This window comes from Priestia sp. SB1 (assembly GCF_038898415.1).
In genome coordinates, this window is sequence record NZ_JBBJSS010000011.1 from 41642 (window position 1) to 62743 (window position 21102).

At 38.1% G+C, this 21102-nt stretch carries 20 protein-coding genes and 1 riboswitch; of the genes, 7 read left to right on the plus strand and 13 right to left on the minus strand.

What is annotated here, in order from left to right:
• Positions 1 to 192 precede the first annotated feature (192 nt).
• The 3 genes from WKH56_RS30730 to WKH56_RS30740 are packed head-to-tail and all read right to left on the minus strand — an operon-like array spanning position 193 to position 1898.
• On the minus strand, positions 193 to 1032 hold the full coding sequence (locus tag WKH56_RS30730; protein WP_034267022.1) for a YihY/virulence factor BrkB family protein: 840 nt from the start codon (positions 1030 to 1032) through the stop codon (positions 193 to 195).
• Positions 1033 to 1046: 14 nt separating this feature from the next.
• Complete coding sequence (locus WKH56_RS30735; protein ID WP_047751736.1) at positions 1047 to 1385, minus strand: hypothetical protein; 339 nt, start codon at positions 1383 to 1385, stop codon at positions 1047 to 1049.
• 39 nt (positions 1386 to 1424) lie between these two features.
• Entirely contained in the window at positions 1425 to 1898 is a 474-nt protein-coding gene (locus tag WKH56_RS30740) for a low molecular weight protein-tyrosine-phosphatase (protein ID WP_013055128.1), read from the minus strand.
• 176 nt (positions 1899 to 2074) lie between these two features.
• Here WKH56_RS30740 and WKH56_RS30745 point away from each other — a divergent pair, with 176 nt between their 5' ends.
• Together WKH56_RS30745 and ade are read left to right on the plus strand one after the other, a co-directional pair.
• Complete coding sequence (locus WKH56_RS30745) at positions 2075 to 2302, plus strand: DUF1128 domain-containing protein (protein WP_013055127.1); 228 nt, start codon at positions 2075 to 2077, stop codon at positions 2300 to 2302.
• Between the two features lie 182 nt (positions 2303 to 2484).
• Positions 2485 to 2586, plus strand: a riboswitch (purine riboswitch).
• An 83-nt stretch (positions 2587 to 2669) separates the two neighbouring features.
• A complete protein-coding gene (ade, locus tag WKH56_RS30750; RefSeq protein ID WP_048021580.1) occupies positions 2670 to 4406 on the plus strand; it encodes an adenine deaminase in 1737 nt (578 codons plus the stop codon).
• Positions 4407 to 4644: 238 nt separating this feature from the next.
• On the opposite strand, the gene WKH56_RS30755 is transcribed toward ade, so the two are convergent.
• The 4 genes from WKH56_RS30755 to hmpA form a co-directional block, all read right to left on the minus strand.
• Positions 4645 to 5391 carry a CAP domain-containing protein gene (locus tag WKH56_RS30755; RefSeq protein ID WP_342837318.1) on the minus strand — a complete coding sequence of 249 codons (747 nt, stop codon included), beginning with the start codon at positions 5389 to 5391 and terminating at the stop codon, positions 4645 to 4647.
• Between the two features lie 358 nt (positions 5392 to 5749).
• Complete coding sequence (locus WKH56_RS30760) at positions 5750 to 6262, minus strand: type 1 glutamine amidotransferase domain-containing protein (protein WP_013081517.1); 513 nt, start codon at positions 6260 to 6262, stop codon at positions 5750 to 5752.
• A gap of 143 nt (positions 6263 to 6405) precedes the next feature.
• Positions 6406 to 7695, minus strand: coding sequence for a lysine N(6)-hydroxylase/L-ornithine N(5)-oxygenase family protein (locus tag WKH56_RS30765; RefSeq protein ID WP_048021584.1), 1290 nt, complete (start codon positions 7693 to 7695; stop codon positions 6406 to 6408).
• Positions 7696 to 7767: 72 nt separating this feature from the next.
• A complete protein-coding gene (gene hmpA / locus WKH56_RS30770; protein ID WP_048021585.1) occupies positions 7768 to 8949 on the minus strand; it encodes an NO-inducible flavohemoprotein in 1182 nt (393 codons plus the stop codon).
• A 216-nt stretch (positions 8950 to 9165) separates the two neighbouring features.
• On the opposite strand from hmpA, the gene WKH56_RS30775 reads away from it, so the two are divergent.
• Together WKH56_RS30775 and WKH56_RS30780 are read left to right on the plus strand one after the other, a co-directional pair.
• Positions 9166 to 9615 carry an Rrf2 family transcriptional regulator gene (locus tag WKH56_RS30775; protein ID WP_028410145.1) on the plus strand — a complete coding sequence of 150 codons (450 nt, stop codon included), beginning with the start codon at positions 9166 to 9168 and terminating at the stop codon, positions 9613 to 9615.
• A 173-nt stretch (positions 9616 to 9788) separates the two neighbouring features.
• The gene (locus tag WKH56_RS30780; RefSeq protein ID WP_016762840.1) at positions 9789 to 9920 is read left to right on the plus strand and encodes a YflJ family protein; all 132 of its coding nucleotides are present in this window, start codon (positions 9789 to 9791) and stop codon (positions 9918 to 9920) included.
• 48 nt (positions 9921 to 9968) lie between these two features.
• On the opposite strand, the gene WKH56_RS30785 is transcribed toward WKH56_RS30780, so the two are convergent.
• Together WKH56_RS30785 and WKH56_RS30790 are read right to left on the minus strand one after the other, a co-directional pair.
• The gene (locus WKH56_RS30785) at positions 9969 to 11054 is read right to left on the minus strand and encodes a nitric oxide synthase oxygenase (protein ID WP_221831870.1); all 1086 of its coding nucleotides are present in this window, start codon (positions 11052 to 11054) and stop codon (positions 9969 to 9971) included.
• A 99-nt stretch (positions 11055 to 11153) separates the two neighbouring features.
• A complete protein-coding gene (locus tag WKH56_RS30790; RefSeq protein WP_048021589.1) occupies positions 11154 to 12086 on the minus strand; it encodes a D-2-hydroxyacid dehydrogenase in 933 nt (310 codons plus the stop codon).
• 261 nt (positions 12087 to 12347) lie between these two features.
• Between WKH56_RS30790 and WKH56_RS30795 the strand changes: the two genes are divergently transcribed.
• Complete coding sequence (locus WKH56_RS30795; RefSeq protein WP_028412463.1) at positions 12348 to 13904, plus strand: ABC-F family ATP-binding cassette domain-containing protein; 1557 nt, start codon at positions 12348 to 12350, stop codon at positions 13902 to 13904.
• Between the two features lie 195 nt (positions 13905 to 14099).
• Here the strand turns inward: WKH56_RS30795 and WKH56_RS30800 are convergent, their stop codons facing one another.
• Together WKH56_RS30800 and WKH56_RS30805 are read right to left on the minus strand one after the other, a co-directional pair.
• Positions 14100 to 14996 carry a hypothetical protein gene (locus WKH56_RS30800; RefSeq protein ID WP_048021592.1) on the minus strand — a complete coding sequence of 299 codons (897 nt, stop codon included), beginning with the start codon at positions 14994 to 14996 and terminating at the stop codon, positions 14100 to 14102.
• 160 nt (positions 14997 to 15156) lie between these two features.
• Positions 15157 to 16494, minus strand: coding sequence for an ATP-binding protein (locus WKH56_RS30805; RefSeq protein ID WP_048021594.1), 1338 nt, complete (start codon positions 16492 to 16494; stop codon positions 15157 to 15159).
• Between the two features lie 347 nt (positions 16495 to 16841).
• Between WKH56_RS30805 and msrA the strand changes: the two genes are divergently transcribed.
• Positions 16842 to 17357, plus strand: a complete 516-nt coding sequence (msrA, locus tag WKH56_RS30810) for a peptide-methionine (S)-S-oxide reductase MsrA (protein WP_028412466.1) — start codon at positions 16842 to 16844, stop codon at positions 17355 to 17357.
• A gap of 48 nt (positions 17358 to 17405) precedes the next feature.
• On the opposite strand, the gene WKH56_RS30815 is transcribed toward msrA, so the two are convergent.
• Both WKH56_RS30815 and WKH56_RS30820 read right to left on the minus strand, forming a co-directional pair.
• The gene (locus WKH56_RS30815) at positions 17406 to 19043 is read right to left on the minus strand and encodes a family 14 glycosylhydrolase (protein ID WP_033580731.1); all 1638 of its coding nucleotides are present in this window, start codon (positions 19041 to 19043) and stop codon (positions 17406 to 17408) included.
• Positions 19044 to 19147: 104 nt separating this feature from the next.
• Entirely contained in the window at positions 19148 to 20302 is a 1155-nt protein-coding gene (locus tag WKH56_RS30820) for an endonuclease (RefSeq protein WP_033580730.1), read from the minus strand.
• Between the two features lie 287 nt (positions 20303 to 20589).
• Between WKH56_RS30820 and WKH56_RS30825 the strand changes: the two genes are divergently transcribed.
• Positions 20590 to 21066, plus strand: coding sequence for a hypothetical protein (locus WKH56_RS30825; RefSeq protein ID WP_028412469.1), 477 nt, complete (start codon positions 20590 to 20592; stop codon positions 21064 to 21066).
• The last annotated feature ends 36 nt before the right edge of the window (positions 21067 to 21102 follow it).

The window sequence follows — 21102 nt, forward strand, 5'->3', positions numbered from 1 at the left end:
ATGGAAATCAATGCCTTAATGGTAACCGTTTTGTCCATTTTGGCTGTTGCTTGTTTTATGCTTTGGCTGGCTCTTTTTATTTTGTTTTGTATTGCTTCCATCTTTTTTTGTATGCTTTGTCATGATGTAAAACCTCCCTTTCACTTTGTTAGTATGCTCATATCTTGCGAATGATTTCATCCCAATTTGTGACTATGAAGATTTGACTCGGCGGTCGTAGAAAATAGCGTTAATTTCTCCTCCAATAACGATAATCATACCCGATAGGTACAGCCAAATAAGCAAGATAATAATTCCGCCCAAACTTCCATATGTAGCCGTATAGTTATTGAAATGATTTACATAGTACGCAAATAGCATCGATACCACTGTCCATCCGACCGTAGCAAAAGCCGCTCCTTTTACAACATTTCGAATCAGCAGCTTTTTATTAGGAGCAAAGTAATACAACCCCGTAAAAACAGTAAACAAAATGAGACCGCTGATAATCCAGCGGGAAGCAGACCATAAAGCGAGAAAAGTTTCTGAAAATCCAAACGTAGACGATAAATAAAGACCAATCATATGACCAAAAACAGGAAGTAAAAGCGCTACAATAATAACAAATATCATCGCAAAAGTAAGGAGAACTGCCATGCCTCTCGCCACTAAAAACGGCCGATTTTCTTGTACGTGATACGCTCGGTTAAATGCCCTTACGATCGCATTAATTCCATTTGAAGCAGACCACATCGTGGCAATGATACCAAAGGACAATAGTTTTTCATTATGAGAACCAATGATATGAGAAACGTTGCTTTCAATCATGTGCAGCGTTTGCTGTGGCGCTACATTTTCGACCAAGTCAAGCAGATCTGTTGATTCCAATGGCAAAAATCCAATCAGCGTAATTAAGAAAATTAAAAAAGGAAATAGCGAGAGCAGCAAATAATAAGCCAATTCAGCTGATAAGCTGGGCAGCTCATCTCGATGAATGCGGCCCATGAGTTCTTTGCCAAACTTTACGATGTTATTTATGTATATTCCAGCCATATGTGCCTCCTTATTTATTTTTGTTCATCACCATACTTCTCTACAAATGCTTCTTTTGTATCGTTTACAATTTCCATCACCTGAGGGGTTGTTTCTTTTAACTTTTCTACTTTTCCTGCTACAAATGATACATCTTCAGAAACTTGCTCAATGGTCGTACGGATCGTTTCATATTTCTCTTTCACAGTATCCGTCACAAGTTCAGGATGCTGAATAAGAGTTTTTGTTTTGTCTTTCAGTTTTTTACTTCCTTGAATAACGGAACTTCTGGTTTCTTTATCAAATAAAGAAACAGCTCCTCCTATAATTGCTCCAATGACCATACCTTCTACTAGCTTATTTCGTTTACCCATTTGTCGTTTCTCCTCCGTTTTTTATTTTTTAAGTATCACTTATTCCGAGAAATGCTTCTCTATAATTTCGTCTAACAGAGCCTTGCATCCTTCTTGAACTAAGTCATATACTTCGTCAAAATTCCCCGTGAAATAAGGGTCAGGCACATCTTCAATATGTAAATCGGGCACAAAATCCAAAAGCCTTGCAATATAACCTGTTTTAGTATGTCCAGCCATCCTTCTCAGATTTCCTACATTTTCGACATCCATTCCAATAATATAATGGAATTTAGCTACATCCTCTTGAATCACTTGTCTTGCTGTTTGCCCTTTAAAATCAATGTTGTTTTTCGTTAAAATAGACTGCGTCCCTTCATGAGGAGGATTGCCTTTGTGCCAGCCTCCTGTGCCTGCAGAATCTACGTGAATTTGTCCTTCTAGCCCTTTTTTCTTCACCATATCTTTAAAAACCGCTTCTGCCATCGGTGAACGACAAATATTTCCCAAACAAACGAATAATACGTTAATCATAGTCTCGACTCCTTTCCCTTATTACAAACATTATATACAATCATTTTTAAACTAAAAAATAGTTTTCTTTTATTTATATCGTTTCCACTCTTCTGTGGATAAGAACCTGACATAAAAGTGTTCACACGATAAAAACATGTTACAATAAAAAAAACGCAACTGGAAGGATGAACAAAGTGGATTTATCAGTAAAATCTCCAGAGAATATTAAACATATGGTCGATAGCATTAGTGAAAAATTGCGCATGCTAAATATCGGAGCAATTAAAGCTGAAGCTTTTGACGAAGAAATGTATGAAGACTTAAAGTACTTATACGATATGGTAATGAGAAAAGATTCTTTTAGCCCAAGTGAAATGCAAGCGATCGCGGAAGAATTAGGTACACTGCGTAAACAAGCTTAATGACAACTCCGTCAATGACTAATAGCCATTGACGGTTTTTTCTACATTTTTTTCTATACATGAATGCTGCACCTTTTAGCGAGCAAATAAGAGTTAAATCGTTTACATACACATAGATGAAATATTCCCAAAAATCTTTCTTTTTTATTAGGAATTGACGTTTTTATTATTTGTCTATAGAATGTATCGAAATACCTAAAGCTCGTATAGTCTTGGAAATAGGGTCCAAGAGTTTCTACCGAACTACCGTAAATAGTTGGACTACGAGGGTTGAACATCATTCATACTGCATTTTTATTCTTCTTTATGTTCTCCCTTACATAGTCCTTCATTGTTATTCAGTTATACAATGAGAGGAGTCACATTCATGTCAAATACAAAAACAACCTTAAAAAAACAGCTTGCTGTTGCCAATAAAAAAATACCTGCAGATCTTGTAGTGAAAAACGGGAAAATTATCGATGTCTTTACGCTTTCCATCATCGAAGCCGATATTGCGATTGCAGATGGAGTGATTGTTGGAATAGGTCAATACGATGGGAATAACGTCGTGGATGCAAAAGGAAAATACATTTCTCCTACATTCATTGATGGACACGTTCACATTGAATCATCAATGGTTACACCTAAAGAGTTCTCAAAACTTCTTGTACCTAGAGGCGTCACAACTGTCGTAACGGACCCTCATGAAATTGCGAATGTTTCAGGGAAATCTGGCATTGAATTTATGCTTCAAAACTCGGATTCCATTCCTTTAGACGTATTTGTGAACTTACCTTCAAGCGTTCCAGCAACTCCTTTTGAAAGCTCTGGAGCCGTCTTAAAAGCAGCTGACTTAGCGCCATTTTTCTCTCACCCTCGCGTGCTTGGATTAGCAGAAGTGATGGATTTCCCTGCTGTGCGAGATGGAGATAACGATATGCTCGATAAATTACAAGCAGCTAACGATGCAAATGGTGTAATTGATGGGCACGGCTCAGGGTTAGATGCTACGGGCGTTAATATTTATCGTACCGCTAACATTTCAACAGATCATGAATGCGTAACAGCAGAAGAAGCAATTGAACGTATTCAGCGCGGGATGTATGTTCTGATCCGCCAAGGTTCTGTCGCTAAAGATTTGAAGCAATTATTACCCGCTGTAAATGAACGCAACGCACGCAGATTTTTATTCTGTACAGATGACAAACACCTAGATGATTTATTAACGGAAGGTTCTATTGATTATAATGTTCGTTTTGCTATTGAACTCGGGCTGGATCCGTTAATTGCGATTCAAATGGCTTCATTAAATGCCGCTGAATGCTACGGGTTAAAAGATAGAGGTGCGGTTGCTCCTGGTTACAAAGCCGATTTTATTCTGCTGGACGACTTAACCGATATATCTGCAGCACATGTTTATCAAAACGGAGAGCTCATTGCTGAAAATGGAGAGATGCTGTCTGTTCAAGAAGAACAAATTGATCTTCCGACAGAACTAATGAATTCTGTTCATTTGAAAGAGTTCTCTATTAACAAACTTACGATACCACTTCAGCACAATCGGGCTAATATTATTGAAATTAATCCAAACAGCCTGCTTACAAATCATATTGTAGAAGAAGTTCAAGTGAAGCAAAACGAATTTCAGCCTTCTGTAGAAAACGATCAGCTGAAAATGGCTGTTGTTGAGCGCCATCATTTAACAGGGAATATTGGTCTGGGGATCGTAAAAGGCTTTCAGTTAAAAGACGGAGCGATTGCTACTACGATTGCTCACGATTCACATAACATCGTAGCGGTAGGAACAAATGACGAGGATTTAGCAAAAGCAATTGCGGCAATTGAAGAAATCGGCGGAGGTATTGTTATTGTAAAAGGCAATGAAGTGATTGGCTCCCTCCCTCTTTCCATCGGAGGATTAATGTCACCTCATCCTTACAATGAAGTGAACAGCTTACTTAAGCAGCTTCACGGAGCTCTTCATGATCTCGATATCTCACAGAAATTCAATCCGTTGCTGACTTTATCTTTCTTGAGCTTACCTGTTATTCCATGTCTAAAATTAACCGACAAAGGATTATTTAACGTAAAAGAATTTAAGCATATCCCTGTTCAAGCATAAAATAAAAAGGACTCTTTCGAGTCCTTTTTATTTATACCCTTTAGACGGAGTAGTTCGAGTTTTACGATTTTTATAATGACGATATCCTTCTTTTAACAGGATAGGAAAAACAGCGACTAGAATTTTTTTTACTATACGTCCCAATTTAAGGCACTCCTTTACGTGTTCTTACTTTACTATACCCAAATTGGACAGCTAAAAACGCAAAAAAGAGCAGGTATATCCTGCTCTTTTTGTATTACTTACCGATAAATTGTTGAGTCCAGTACGTAGTATCACCTTTTACGTATCCAACACCAATTTCAGTAAAATCAGGGTTTAGAATGTTTTTGCGGTGACCGTCACTATTCATCCAAGCATTCATTACATCCTCAGGAGATTGCTGACCTTTTGCAATATTTTCACCTGCAGTTGTATATTCAATGCCAAATTGTTTCATCATATCAAATGGTGAACCATACGTTGGTGAATTGTGGTCAAAGTAACCTTTATCCATCATATCTTTTGATTTAGTGCGTGCAACGTCACTTAATTCTTTGTTAAGTGTTAAAGGCTTTAAACCTTGTTTTTGACGTTCTTGGTTTACTAAATCTACTACTTTTTGTTCAAATTGACTAGCATCTTTTGTTTGTTCTGATTTATCAGTACTTTCTGATTGTTGAGCTTTTGTGTTTTGCTGTGTTTGCTCAGGAGCTTTTGCCTCTTCACTTTGCTCTGGTGCTTTTGCTTGTTCCTGTGGAGCTGCTTCAGCTTGCTCTGGTGTTTGTGTTTCTTGTTGTGGAGCTTCTGCTTGAGCAGATTGTCCTTGAGCGTTAAATTTCTTTAATAGCTCATCTACATTTATATTTTGTGCTGCTTGAGCATCTTTAATGGTAATTTGTTTTGGAGTGTTGCAATCAGGAGCTGCTGCATTTGCTTGTCCTGCTGTTAGTAATCCTAATGATACGGCACCTGCGACAGTGGCAATACGAAACCTTTTCTTCATGTTTGAAATCCTCCTATGTGATAATAAAGTTTTTTGTAAAACCGCAACGCATCTAAGCTTGTAGCAAGCCAATCTCGTGATGCACCCTCATTGTTGCATGAAAACTATGAAACTCGCAACGCCTTTTAAGCTACCAAAATTATACTCACACTTATGTAAAAAATATTTCGATTATATTACGCGGCTTCCATCTATTGATAGTAAAAGGTTTTCATATACTTTGAGAAACAGCTCCATCCAATGCGGTAATATAACTGTAAATTCCTCGTCAAAAACGTTACATACAAAAAAGGCGACAGCAGAGTGGTAAATCACCCTGTTATCGCCTTTTACAGAAAGTTTTACTAATATTATTTACTTATTTTAAGACGTTTACTGATTCACGTACGAATGCTTCCATATCATCTGGTGTACGGCTTGTAACTAGTTGATTACCGCATACCACAACTTCTTTATCATGGAAGTTTGCGCCTGCATTTTTCAAATCAATAGCAATTGATTTGAAACCAGTTACGTCACGTCCTTTTAATGTTTCAGCATTGATTAGCAGCTGTGGCCCGTGACAAATAGCCATAACCGGTTTGCCTTCATCCATAAATGATTTTGTAAAAGCTACGACTTGATCGTCCGCACGCAAGATATCTGGTGAGAAGCCTCCGGGTAAAAACAATGCGTCAAAATCTTCTGGTTTTACATCGGCAATTGCTTTATCAATTGTTAATGTTGTTTCGCCTTGTTTACCTGTTACTTCGCCTGTTTTCACATCGATTTTTGTTAGCGTATGGCCTTCTTCTTCAAAGGCTTTGGCTGGATCTGTATATTCCACATCTTCAAATAAATCTGTTACTAATACTGCAATTTTCTTACTCATTCTAAGCAACTCCTTAATTGATTTGTGTACTAATGTTCTATAAATAAAATACCCGTACACTATTCTTTTAAACATGGTTTATGAGTAAAAAACTTTTCTACAATAATCTAAAAACACAGTGTAGGTTTTTATAAATCAGACATTCAAAACAAATTAAATGTCTGAAACGTCGTCTCTTCTGGAACTGGATACACATCTCTACCTGCAATTACGTTCAGAATACGCTGATTACGCTGAACGGATAAACCAAGATTTGTTGCGCCAGATCCGTGTGAATGTTCAATGTTAGTTAACGTAAAAAAGTGGTGGTTACGGGGTTGTTTAAAGACAAGCCGGTAATCTTTTGTGACGTTGAAACGCTTGTCATCTTCCCATTCGATATCATCTTTTATTCGTTCGATGAACGGCGAAATCTTTGGCTTATAGCCCGTGGATAATATCAAACGATCCGCTTCGTATTGAAAAGAGCGATCAGCCTTTAATTGTTTACACTCCAGCTCATATCCATTTGCTTTTTTATGAATGTCACTTACTTCAGTCGAAGCTTGAATCGTAACGGGTACTCTTCCTTTAAGTGAACGATGATAGAGTAAATCATAGATTTTCGTTAAGGTAGAAGATTCAATTCCGTGACGTAGGGGGTTTAAATCTTCTACCGTGCTTGTACGTTCCTCAAAAGACAGCGAATGAAAGTAATCTACATAGTCTGGCGAAAATAACTCTTGAGCAAGCTTGGATTGATCAAGCTGAAAAAAATTAGAGGATCTTGTAAACCATGTAAGGTGGTAATGATGTTCAGTCTGTTCTTCTAGTAAATCCAGAAAAATCTCGGCAGCACTTTGCCCTGAACCAACGATCGTTACATGCTTTCCTTTTTGAATCTCTTCTTTTTTATGTAAATAGCCGCTGCTGTGTAAAATATGCTCATTTAGCTTTTCTTCAAAAGCCGGAGGCACAAGTGGAATGCTTCCTGTTCCCATTACAACGTGTTTAGCATTTACCGTTTGAATTCCCTCAGGTGTTTCTACCTTTACTTCATAATACTCTTCTTCATTTTTTGGTATCACATCCACAACTTTTGAAGAAAAGTGGCAGGAAGATAGCTGCTCCGCTACCCATTTCGCGTACTCGTTGTATTCTTGACGCGGAATGTCAAAACGATTAAAGAAAAAGAACGGATACAAGCGCTTTTGCTTGTGAATATAATTTAGAAAAGAATAGGGGCTTGTTGGATCTGCAAATGTAACTAAGTCTGCTAGAAACGGAATCTGCAAGTCCGTGCCGTCAATTAACATGCCCGGATGCCATTCAAATTTCTCTTCTTTATCAAAGAAGACTGCATCAATTTCATCAAGAGGCTCAGCAAGGGCCGCTAAGCCTAAATTAAAAGGGCCTATTCCTATTCCCACCATGTCATACTGCTTATTTGTCATCTTTAAACTCCCTTTCATAAAAAAAGCTAACAGTATTGTCTACTGTTAGCTTTTTACCCTTTTTCCATACATTTATGCGGAAGGAGTCATACTCATTTTCGGGCCAAACGATTCATACATGATATTTTCTTGGGAAATGCCCATTTCATCTAGGCCTTCTAACACCATTTGTGTAAATGAAGAAGATCCACAAACATAATAATATGCATGTTTATCGCCGACATATTTAGCTAGCTCTTTTTTAGTTAAGCGACCATACGTTATGTTTTCATCATGCTGATCTGTTTGCGCTTGACTATAGAAAACGTGCTGTTCAAACGTATATGTCTCTGACAACGATTGAAGCTCTCGTTTCATTGCATGAAACTGCTCATTTTTAGCACTGTGAATAAATGTTACTTCTTGATTGTTTTCCAATGCTTGATGAAGCATTGACATCATTGGAGTAATTCCTACACCTCCGCTGATAAATACTGATTTATTATTTTCTTTTAAGACAAAATCTCCTGCTGGAACGCTGACTTCAAGCAAGTCTCCTTCTTTCAATTGATCATGTAAATACGTTGACACGACCCCGTCTTCCATTTGTTTTTCTTTTTTCACCGTAATTTTATAGTATGGTTGGTTTGGATAGCCAGATAAGCTGTACTGGCGAATGGATAAATATTCTTGACCAGGAATTCGTACACTCACGTACTGACCTGGCAGAAAAGCAGGCAGTGCTTTTTGATCAGGTGATACTAAATAAAACGAGTACACGCCTTCTGCTTCTTTTACTTTTTTATGAACCATTAGTTTTTTATAATCTTTCCATCCTTTTTCTTCAGCTTCTTCATATAACTCTTGCTCCACACTTATGAATACGTCTGCAATGGCACCGTAAGCTTCTTTCCAAGCTTCCATAATCTCATCGGTCGCAGCTTCTTTTAAAACATCTTTAATTGCCTTTAATAAGAACTCGCCGACAATTGGATAGTGCTCTGCTTTCACGCCGATACTGCGATGTTTATGGGCGATTTGCTTCACAACTGGAAGCAGCGTTTCAAGCCGATCGATGTACTGCGCAGCGGCATAAACTGTATTAGCTAACGCCATTTGCTGACGTCCTGTTTTTTGATTTGTTTGGTTGAATACATTTTTTAAAGAAGGATACTGTTCAAAAAGCATTTCATAAAAACGAGTTGTGATTGCTTGCCCATGCTTTTCTAAAACAGGAACTGTACTTTTTACAATAGAAATAGTTGTTTGTTTCATAACTTTCGCCTCCGAAAGATTCATTTTTAAAAGATATATTTTTAATACATCTTTATGATACTCATATCCTACTTAAAAAGATATATTTTATATACACATTTAAAGAAATGTTCACAAATTCACCCTGTCAAAAATGTGAGCATTCTTTCTGTATTTCTTAGATATAGACATGCTATTATAGATATATCAGCTGCTGATAAGAGAAGAGGTAAAAAGATGAGGCTCACACAATATACAGATTACTCACTGCGAGTTTTATTATATTTAGGCGTTCGCGATAATAATAAACTAAGCAATATAAAAGAAATTGCTGAAGCGTATAATATTTCAAAGAACCATCTTATGAAAATCATTCACGAACTTGGAAAACTTGGCTTAATTGAAACGATACGAGGACGAAACGGCGGTATTCGTTTAGCTCAGCTTCCAAAAGACATTAATATTGGCAAAGTGGTACGTCAAACTGAAGAAGATTTTCATATTGTTGAATGTTTTGACCGTGAAGGAAACTTCTGCATTATTAGCCCCGTCTGCAAGTTAAAAAGTGTTTTGCATGAAGCCATGCAAGCCTTCATTAAAGTGTTAGATCAGTATACATTAGAAGATCTAATCCAAAATAAAGACGAATTAAACCTCCTCCTCCTATCTCAAAAAAACGAGGAATGAACAAACTAAAATTCACCTGAAATCATTCTCGTTTTTTTGACCTTTTTCCCTTTCATCATAAAATAAAAGATGTTACAATGAGGCACGTATTGGAAAGACAAGATGTCTCCATTCGAGCAGACAATGAACCTCATTCTGTTCATCCTAAAAAAATGACGAAAGGGTGTTTGAGTATGCACGTAGGAAGCAAAGGTTGGTATGTTGAGGAACTTAAAAAACGAGGAGTTCGCAACCATGAAGGCCGCAAAGTGGAAAAGTACAAAACATATGTACTTGCTAACTTGCTTGATAAACACAAAAATTAATTAACGTGTAATAAGAGAGTACAAATTTGTACTCTCTTTTTTGTTCATTTAATAAGCTGCGTCTTGATAAAAATAATTTGGTGATAATACTTTATTTTTATAAGGCTTATGAAAAATATGTGTGGTAGCTGGTGAAACCGGTGGGATTAACCATGTCCAGTTCCCAGTCACTTCCCGGCCATTTTTTTGTTCTCTTTCTTCAAACAAGTGAAATTGCTGAGCAGCCGTATGATGATCTACAATGCTAACACCTTCTCGTTTGAAAGAAGAAAGCACCGCAACGTTTAATTCAATAAGAGCTTTGTCCTTCCAAAGCGTCGCGTTGTAATCCATGTTCAATCCCATCATAGAAGCTATTTTTGGAAGTTGATTATAGCGATACGTATCCGCCAAATTTCGGGCACCAATTTCAGTCCCCATGTACCATCCATTAAATGGTGCTGCGACGTAATCAATCCCTCCAATTTCTAGCTTCATATCTGAAATCATCGGGACAGCGTACCATTTTAACTGTAAGTCTTCAAATTCAGGAAGTTCCGGATGCGTAATAGCTACTTCTTTCACTAAATGTTTTGGAATCTCAAACCATCGAGGTGACGCTTCATTAACTTGCAGGACCAGAGGAAGAACATCAAAGTGAGTTTTCTCACCTTCCCACCCTAGCTTTTGGCAAACCTCCGTGAACGCAACAGAATCAGGATCTCCTATCACACCATATTCCGTCTCGTACCCAGCATAGCGGATTAGCTGATGATTCCAGATTCTAACCGGTTCTTTTGCTTGCATTTTCGGTTTAAACACCGTAATAGTAGGCCGGATTTTCCCGTCATTTGTTGCATATTCAATATGATGAAACAGAGCGTCTCTTACCTCTTCAACTGTGCTCACCTCTCGCTTATCAAATACATTGAGCGATTGCCAAAATAGTCGTCCGATACATTTATTGCTGTTTCTCCAAGCCATGCGAGCTCCGTGCTCTAACTCTTCAAATGTATGATCATAATGTCCGAGTGACATAATTTGCTGATGAATTTCTTTTAATCGCTTGTTTTTTTCCACTTCGCTTTTTTCAAGTTCAGCGTAGCACGTCTCTATAAATACACGTGCTTGTTCAAATAATTCTTCTTGCTTCAACGTTTGTTCCCCCCTAGAAGAACAGATTTCATTCTTTTCGTCCACGAAAAGCAAGTTTCAGTATACCATTCTCATAGCGGAAACGCGCATCATAATGCTTTAATAACCTCTTTCAATATTAACCAAGTTAGAAGGCAATTCGCCTTGCTCAACTTTTTGCAGCGTTTCAACAAAGCACTCTACGGCTTCTGCAGGCGTAGTCACCGCCGAAATATGAGGTGTTATGATGATATGTGAATGATTCCACCAAAAAGATTCTTTCGTTAACGGCTCACGTTCAAATACGTCTATGTATGCTTTTCGAATACGCTTTTGCTCAATAGCCTCTACTAACGCATTTTCATCTACAGTTGCACCTCGTCCAACATTTATAAAGTATGCATTTTCAACTACATTCATCCATTTTGAATCAAAGTAGCTTTTTGTTTCATTCGTTAGCGGCATTGTACTAATAATCCAATCAGCTTCTTTTAGCAAGTCTCTCTCATTTGAAATCGAGACTACTTGATCAAATGACGGCTTTTCATTTCCACTTTTAGATACTCCTATCACTCGTACACCAAAAGATTTTAAAACGGTTGCAAGACGTCCTCCGATTTCACCTGTTCCATAAATGATGACCGTTTGAGCAGAAAGCTGCTGAGGCTCTACCGCTTTCCACTGCTTTTGTTTTTGCTGATGCTGAAACTGTGCGTGGTGCTGAAGTTCAGCTAGCATATAGCTAAGACAATATTCACTGATCCGCTGACCAAATGAACAAACCGTACGTGTTAACATCACGCTCTTTTTCCAATCCCCACTTTCTAAGAACCGATCAACTCCTGCACCGAGAGAATGAATCCATTTGAAGCTATGGTCTTTAAAGTAATTCGTTGGACCGAAGGATAAAAGCGCGTCAGCCCAGTTTAAATCTTCCATTGTAACGTCTTGCTCTTCCATAAATCGAAACGTCTGAGACAGCTGCTTTTGTTTGATTATCTCCTCCAGCTCCTTATGCATTCTTCCTGCCACTAGTATCGTATAAATGTTCATTTCTTTTCCCCCTGCCTTTTTATTCTTCTATATACTCTATTTGAATGATTCGATATAACCGTCCCTTCGTCATGAAGGATTTTCTACATTGATATATATAGTATGAATCAAGTGAAAGGAAGACGCGAGTGAATTTTATATGACTTTCAAGGCTGGAAAACTCATATGGATTTATGTATATAAGTTCGCTATAATCGTTATGAATCAATTTGTTTATAACGAAACGTACGATAGATATTTTAAAAGAAAAGGTGTGTCAGCATGAGTGTATTAAACGTAAAAAATCTAAGCCATGGTTTTGGTGACCGTGCGATTTTTAACGATGTATCATTTCGATTGTTAAAAGGTGAACACGTCGGCTTGATTGGAGCAAACGGCGAAGGTAAATCAACATTTATGAACATCATTACAGGCAAGCTAGAACCGGATGCGGGAAAAGTAGAATGGTCTAAAAAAGTGCGCGTTGGCTATTTAGATCAGCACACGGCATTAGAGCGCGGCCTTTCTATTCGTGATGTACTAAAAAGTGCTTTTCAATATTTATTTGATTTAGAAGCTCAAATGAATGGCCTCTATGAGAAAATGGCGGATGTATCACCAGAAGAACTCGAAAAACTATTAGAAGAAGTCGGTACGCTTCAAGACCTCTTAACAAACAATGACTTTTACGTTATCGATGCAAAAGTCGAAGAAATTGCGCGCGGATTAGGATTAGAAGATATCGGCTTAGATCGTGACGTACAGGATTTAAGTGGCGGACAGCGTACAAAAGTATTGCTAGCCAAACTATTGCTTGAAAAACCAGAAATTCTTTTACTTGATGAGCCTACAAACTACTTGGATGAACAGCATATTGAGTGGCTACGACGCTACTTGCAAGAATATGAAAATGCCTTTATTTTAATTTCTCACGATCTTCCATTTTTAAATAGCGTGATCAATTTAATTTATCATATGGAAAACCAAGAGTTAAATCGCTATGTAGGAGACTACGACGATTTTATGAAAGTATATGAGATGAAAAAACAGCAGCTTGAAGCAGCTTATAAAAAACAACAGCAAGAAATGGCAGATTTAAAAGATTTCGTAGCGAGAAACAAAGCGCGCGTGTCGACACGAAATATGGCCATGTCCCGTCAAAAAAAGCTGGATAAAATGGAAGTAATTGAACTAGCTCAAGAGCGTCCAAAACCAGAGTTTAACTTTAAGAGTGCTCGTACTTCAAGCAAATTAATTTTTGAAACATCTGATTTAGTCATTGGATACGAAGAGCCGCTTTCTAAGCCACTGAATCTAAAAATGGAGCGAGGTCAAAAGATTGCCCTTGTAGGAGCAAATGGAATCGGGAAAACAACTCTTTTAAAAAGTATTCTAGGAGAAATCAAACCGATTTCAGGCTCTGTAGAAAAAGGCGATTACCAGCATATTGGCTATTTCGAACAAGAAGTTAAATCAGCTAACTACAATACGTGTATTGAAGAAGCATGGAACGAGTTTCCTCACTTTACCCAATATGAAATTCGTGCAGCGTTAGCTAAATGCGGCTTAACAACCAAACATATTGAAAGTAAAGTAGAAGTTCTAAGCGGTGGAGAAAAAGCAAAAGTCCGTCTATGTAAGCTGATTAACAATGAAACCAACATTCTTGTACTGGATGAGCCTACAAACCACTTGGATGTAGATGCGAAAGATGAATTAAAACGAGCTTTAAAAGAATACAAAGGAAGTATCTTAATTATTTGTCACGAACCTGAATTTTATCAAGATGTAGTCACAGACGTGTGGAACTGCGAATCTTGGACGACTAAATTATTTTAAAAAAAACGGGTTAAAAGAGGCATATCTTTTAGAAAAAGTGGGAATGATAAGATTAAGTTCCCCCCCTTTGTGTGAGTAGCCATTTTTTAAATGGTTACTTTTTTTATGTATAGTCCTTTAATAAAATGGCTATATTGTATCTATACTCCCTAAACCCAAAAAGACCGCTGCAGTGATGCAGCGGTCTTTTCGTTGTCATGGTTTCATCTGTAGCCAGCTATCAAAATGATGAACAGCTATACTGCTTGGAGGGTTTTTAGCTTGACACTTCGTAAGCAACTTACCCAGCTCTTGCATCATCTTTTCTTCTCCTTTAGCAGAAAAAGAAATGTATTCCCCTTCATCTGAAGCCATCGTTTCTACCCCTATTTCAATCGGAGTGGATAGTACACGTCCCCACTTGCGTTCATTTTGCGTTATGTCAGCAATACCGTCTTCTTTATCTGCATGGTTTCGGTACGACATAATTGTGACTTCATCAGCGTACTGAATAATCCAATGCCCCAGCGAACCGGAACCGTTGCTATTTTTGAATAGAACTTCGTCAAACCAAAACGGTATATCTACAGCAAGCGGCAAGTGTAACTGACGAGACTGTACTGCAGCTTGAGAAATAACATATTGATACTGCAGAATACTTTTCGCTCGATTATTTTTCCAGCTTTTATACAAATACGGCTCTATATCTAAATGAACCCCTGAAAATTGCTGTTGTTCTTCCGCTTCTGCTTGGTAAGCTGTTATCCAATTAAAAAATGCGTCTTGCTCTTCTATACCAGAAGGCCCTATCCAAGAAGGAGCGCCGTCAAGTGCGTAGACATCTATACCCTGGACTTGCGCTTGTTGGATAAAATGCCTATATACAGAAGGTGAAAGATGAGCGTCAATTTGTAAATAAACCTTTGTCACCTTTTTTTCTTGAAGTTTTTCACGGATAGCTTCTTGGTCCAACATCCATTTCTTTGTATCCCACACCCACGTCGACAGCGGTATATTCATCTCTGCATTCACCTTTGATCCACATCCTGTTCCTTTCCCCATATTAAACAGCCATACAACCACCAGAAAAATAAGAACGCACTTGCTTTTCACACTCTATTTCCTCCTTTATACGAGCCAGAACTCATATAAAGAGAGTCTGGCAGCTTGGCAACTTTATGGTGAATTTCTCCCTTAGATCTGTAGCTTTCAGCAAACTCTCCCTTATCAATTTTTTCAGCCTAATCTTTATTTGTTCTAGCGGTTGCTTGATTTACTTCCCTGTATCTTTCTTATGGAATAAATATGCCTGCTTTGGATGGTTTGGCTGATTTGGATATTTCAACTGTAATTGTCCTTTTCGTAATAGCTTTGTTAAATAATTATTACGTACTCCATCCGGCGTTCTTTCTAGTAAATAAGCAAACTCTTTAAGCATGAGCGGTTTTTCTTTGCATAATTCAAGAATAATATGCTCCATCTGATTAGGCGAAAGCCGTTTTTTTTCACGAGCCAGCGCTGCAATATCCCATAGCTTCGTATCAATATCCTCACCATTCACTGAATTAGAAGAACCATCTTCCGATTCTTTATTATAGGAGCTTTGATAACTATTATAGGAGTAATCATCTTTATTATATGAGTTAAGTTCACTATTATAGTAGTTTTCTTCTTTATTATAGGAGTTATTATCGTTATTACATGAGTTTAACTCCTCTAATAAATCTTTATTATAAGAGTCTTTATTTTTATTATAGTAGTTATTTTCGACATTGTTTTCAGGTATGTTTTGATATTTTTCAACACTTTTAAAATTATTTCCCAAATCAGTTACAGACGTATGATAAGTGTCTTTTTCAGAAGAACTAATCTGTCTTTCTTGAGTGGACAGAGATAACGTGACTACCGTACGATGCATAGAAACATCTTGATCAACAGAAGGCTTTTTATAATGATGCAAGCTCCAGTTTTGCTTCACTTTTTTCAAGCCAGAGCCCGAACGTTCACATAGCCCTAGTAAACTGAATAGCTTAACGATATTCGGGTTTCGAAGCTGACTAACGGTTTTACTAAAAACTGAATCTGTAGGTACTAACAAAAGACCTGGATTAGAAAAAACGTAATGAGAAGGTTGCTTTTCTAAAATAACGCCGCCCTCGCCATTATAATCTGCATGAATAAGCATATTGATTAAAACTTCTGTTAAAGAGGAAGCGATTGACGACTGGGGTTCGCTATTGCGAACAATTTCATGAATATGGAAATAAAAATCGAAAATATTTCCTGACCACGTCCCGTCTTGAGAGGTAAAACGCTCTGTCCATTCTTCATTCCCTTTACTTTCCCGGTATTCTAAAAAGTATTGTGGTAAAACTTCTGTGATAATCCGTTCTTCACTGAATAAAAGCAGGCCTGCGAGCGTAACTCCTTCTTTATGGGTATCTCTTACCTTTCCCCATGCTCCTACTTTGTATAAAAACTCTTTTGTTTCAAGCGCATTCCAAGGATGAGCTGGTTTTACTTCAGCAAATCGATCCCGGTAGCTTTTGATCGTATCAAAATTTAATTCATTTAATCCATAGTGCTCTAGGATGAGATTATCTTGTAACATATTCAACTCTCCTATTATCTTTGTATATTTATTTAACAGCGCGAATATGCTGTTTCTTACCTCTTGTTACTAACGTACTAACTTTATTTATCTAGATGCCGCATAGATCCTGCTTCTGCCGCCTAATCTCTGCTACATCGATATATACACCTCATCTATTCTATCATTTTTTCTTTCTTCTCTCCTGCATTTTTCAATCTTCAACATAGCCGAGTTTATTGTGTAAAAGCTGTGGATATTTATCTTTATCCACAGCTTTTACACAACCTACAAACCCTTTTCTAGCTGTTTCAATATAAATTTGTTATAATACCCTTCATAACAACGGATTAAGTGAGGGATTACGTATGGAAAAAGCTACATTTGCAGGTGGATGTTTCTGGTGTATGGTTACACCATTTGAAGAGCTAGAAGGTATTCACGGCATTGTATCAGGATATATGGGGGGAACTGTGGATAACCCTACCTATGAGCAAGTAAAATCTGGCACAAGCGGTTATTACGAAGTGGTTCAAATCACATTTGACCCTGAAGTGTTTCCGTATAAACGTTTGTTAGATCTTTATTGGCCGCAAATTGATCCAACAGATGATGGAGGTCAATTCCAAGATCGAGGCTCGCAGTATCGAACAGCAATTTTTTACCATAACGATAGCCAAAAGCAGGAAGCTGAAGAGACAAAGCTAGAGGTCGCAAAAAGCGGACGTTTTAAAAAACCAATCGTGACAAGCATCCTTCCTGCCTCTGCGTTTTATGAAGCGGAAGAGTATCACCAAGATTTCCACAAGAAAAATCCAAAGCATTATAAAGAAGACCGCGCTAAGTCTGGTCGAGATGAGTTTATTCAAGCGAACTGGAAATAATTCTCATGTTCGAAACAAAGCCGCATAGCGTTTGCTATGCGGCTTTGTTTACCAATTATCTGTATAAGTTGCTGTTGTTGACGGCACGCTCCAATATTGCTGCGAAGGCTGCCATGCTTTTAACGAGCCATCAGCTCTCTTCACAATTGCTTTAAATTGAACATTTTGACTCGCAGGAAAATAGACGGTGCCTCTCCAATCGGCTGTAGATGAATTATATGTTAATTTAATTGGATAAAGGGACGTATCCCACTGACCTAGCTCAGCTCTGTCTCCAACAATATAAACCGTTTCTCCTACCGCAGTTGGCGCATTTTTTACTACAACCGTTTGCGCAACTGGTGTAACGCCCAGCGTATTTTTAAATTGCCCCATCAGCGTATCATTGTTAATGACATCGTAGAAACGAAGCAAAGTAAATCCTGCAAAATTATAGTTAAAGGCCATTTCAGCTGCTTTTTTATATTGATCTTCACTGCCTATAGTTAGAGCATTTTCCCCGTTTAAAACAATTCCTTTTGCATTCGCAATACCTGCTACTTGGCGTACAAGCGTCTTTGGCATAGAATATTCGGGATAACTTCCGCTGTCCGTCATTTCTAAGCACGTAAACGTTATATCTAATTTAGCTGTTTTAAAAGCGTCTAAAAGCGCATTGTAATCATTATATCCAGCAGGTTTTTCTGCAGCATGAGGAATCGTCGGATTATTATACTGCCAATGAATTCCCGCCACTTTTGCACCGATTGGTACGTTAAAGGTGGCATCAAAAGCCTGATGAGCTAACTGTCCAATACGTTTTGTATGATCTTCCAAAGCTCCTTGATACCATGCTAAGAAATCTTTTCCATAAGCTGTTGAATAACCATCTTTTAAGAACTGATAGCCATCTGATGGCGGTAAAATTTGCGATGCAGAGGTTAAATTGGTTCCCCATGCCTGATTGACGCCGGCGAGTGAACCGTATTTAGTCAAAGCATATGATTGAAACTTGCTTTTGGCGAAGTTCGTATACACTTGAAATTTTCCTCTAGAAGGATAGCCGGTTCCGTCTGCTGCTGTATAGGACGGATAACGAATTTCACCTGCAGGGCCTCCGGATAAATAGATTTTAGCAATCACGTCTTTATAAGGTGCTAACGCTTGCGCAAATGCCGTATAGAGCTCTCCGTATTGCTTAGAAATAACGTCAGTTGCCAGCGGGCTTAGCGTTTCTTTATTTGTCGTACCTGTTTCAGATTTAAAGTAAAGGCTGTCATCACTTTTTAAGTTCCATACCCAAGACGGAAGCGGAACGTTACAATCATCTCCAACATTACCGCCGCACTGATGAGTAGAAATAATAGGAACGATCTTTATACCTGCATTACGAGCAGCTTGAGCAAAGCGCTGAGCATAGGAAAAATCAAACTGCTGATCGCCGTTCTTCTCCATATCTCCCCACCAGAAGTCTACTGTCACCGCATAAAATCCATTTTGTTTCGCTTTGCGTAAATCGTTCTCAAACGCTTCCCATGTTGTATAGTCTGTTACCTTTTTTAAAGGCGCCATTAAGTAGGTTTTGTAACCAGGATTCATTGATTTTCCATCTACGGCAGCCGCTCCATTAAGTGGATTCAAAATGAAAGCGTTAACAAAAATGAGCACCAAAATAAAAGCCAATCCTTTTTTACATAGCTGTTTCATAGCTTCCCTCCATTTTTTCAAAATCACCTATAGGTATTCGGCGGATTTTAGTTTTTTCCTTTTTCTTTTATAAAAAAAGACGCCCCGCCAGGACGCCTCCTACATTAGTTCCAAATCTCATTCACCCATTCAGGATGGTCAATAAACGGATTGCGGTTATGCTGATAGTCTGAATAAATAATATCATTTCTGCGTCGTTCTCGATCATCTACTGGATCTTCGGCGTTCCATTGAAGAAGCACAGATAATTTCCCATGATAAGGAGCAGTGCCATTATTCACTGTGTTATTAAGTTCTAAGTCAGGCTCATCACTTACATCGCCTTCATAGCGTACGGCCATATAAAACAACATACGAGCCACATCACCTTTTACTTCATCTCGAGGTTCCCATGAATCACTGTCAAAATAATTTCCGAGTGCCTCGCTATGTTCCGTCCCTCCGTTATCAAAATCTAAGTTTCCTCTCGTACCATTTACAGACACATCGGTTGGACGTAAATGATGAAGGTCTGTTCCAGGACCCATAGCTGTTCCAAAGTCCCCGTGAGACTTTGCCCAGACGTGCTCACGATTCCAATCGTCCACTCCACCTCCATTTGTACTCTTACTCTGTGAACGCCCCGTATAGAGCAAAATAACGTTATTTGCATTAGCTGGATCTTCATCCGTTTTCTTTAAAGCTTCCCATACGGCTGAATACGAAAGTTCTGTGTGATGGTCAATAATGTTATGAAGCTCTGTTTTTAAGGTGTTTCCTGTTTTTCCAGCTGCGGTACGATAATAGTCTTCTACTGGAACAGTTGGCTCTGTGGGGTCTGGAGTCGGATCAGTTCCTCCTGTTTCTGTACTGATAGAAGTAACTGATTTTATTCCCGGGTGTGAAAAGTAAGGGGTGAGTGTGCCCGTAACAGTAAGACTTTTCCCTTTTAACTCCGAGCGACTTTGAAGTCCAAATGTACTTCGCAAATTTGAAGGAATTTGAACGTATACCATCTTGTCTGTGTTGGTTTCATTTGCACTGTCAGCGAGAGCAAGTGCATAATCGTTTGGGTAATTGCTCGTAATAACTGTAGATGTGCCTGTAGGTTGACCTACTACATATCCTTTAACAGCTTGTACACTATTGTTTTGATTTTCAAGAGCTTGTGACACAGATAAAGATGCCGCTGCTTGACTAACAGGAGTTAAGCTCACTACAAGAGCAAAAACAAGCAGGGACATTACCCATGTTTTTTTACACAGAGCATGTAATCTCACTTTTTTATTCCTCCTTATGATAGGTTTAAAAACTCGTTTCCTTCCACCTCTTTATATTATTTTTTCACTGTGAATTCCCTGCCTGTTTTTTGTTAAGTTTTATAGTGAAAAAGATGTGTTCTTCTTTACAGTGGCGGCTGCTTTATGCGAAGGGTTATATTTTTAAAAGTCCACACTGGAAAAAGCATTATGTGTCTTTCTTTATATATGGTATAATCAACCGAATCGTAAAAGAGCTTATACCATTTCAGAAAATGAAATGATTTAAATAGAAATGAGGATTGTCTATGCTTAGTTTTGACGAAAAATTAGCTATTATTTCATCGTTTCCAGAGCTGCATCGAAAAGATGTATCTTTAGGACGCGTGAATTTTCATTATGAAGAAAGCGTGTACGATAAAACGGTTGTTGTGCATCATCTGCATCCTAACGGAAATGGATTTGTATATGCAGGTTTTTTAAAAGGATATGAAACAAATGACAAAGGTCTTGTGAATATCCGTGATTACACTGAAGAAGATCTTCGATCAATTATTGAAGCTTCTATTGAATCTTTGTCTACCCTTCCTGATACAGCTAGAGAAGAAGCTATTGTAGGGAATGGAAATGAACAGCGCTGGAACGGCCCAGACAATGCAACGCTTTTACTTGTTCATGAAGATGACCTGTGGAATATTTATTCTGGCTTGAATTTAGAGGCAGCATTTTTATCTTACGAAGAAGCAGAAGATTATTTGTTTGAAGAAGGCTTCCGCCGCCTGTAAATTTACGTCTATACGCAAAAACCTCGCTGTTGATTA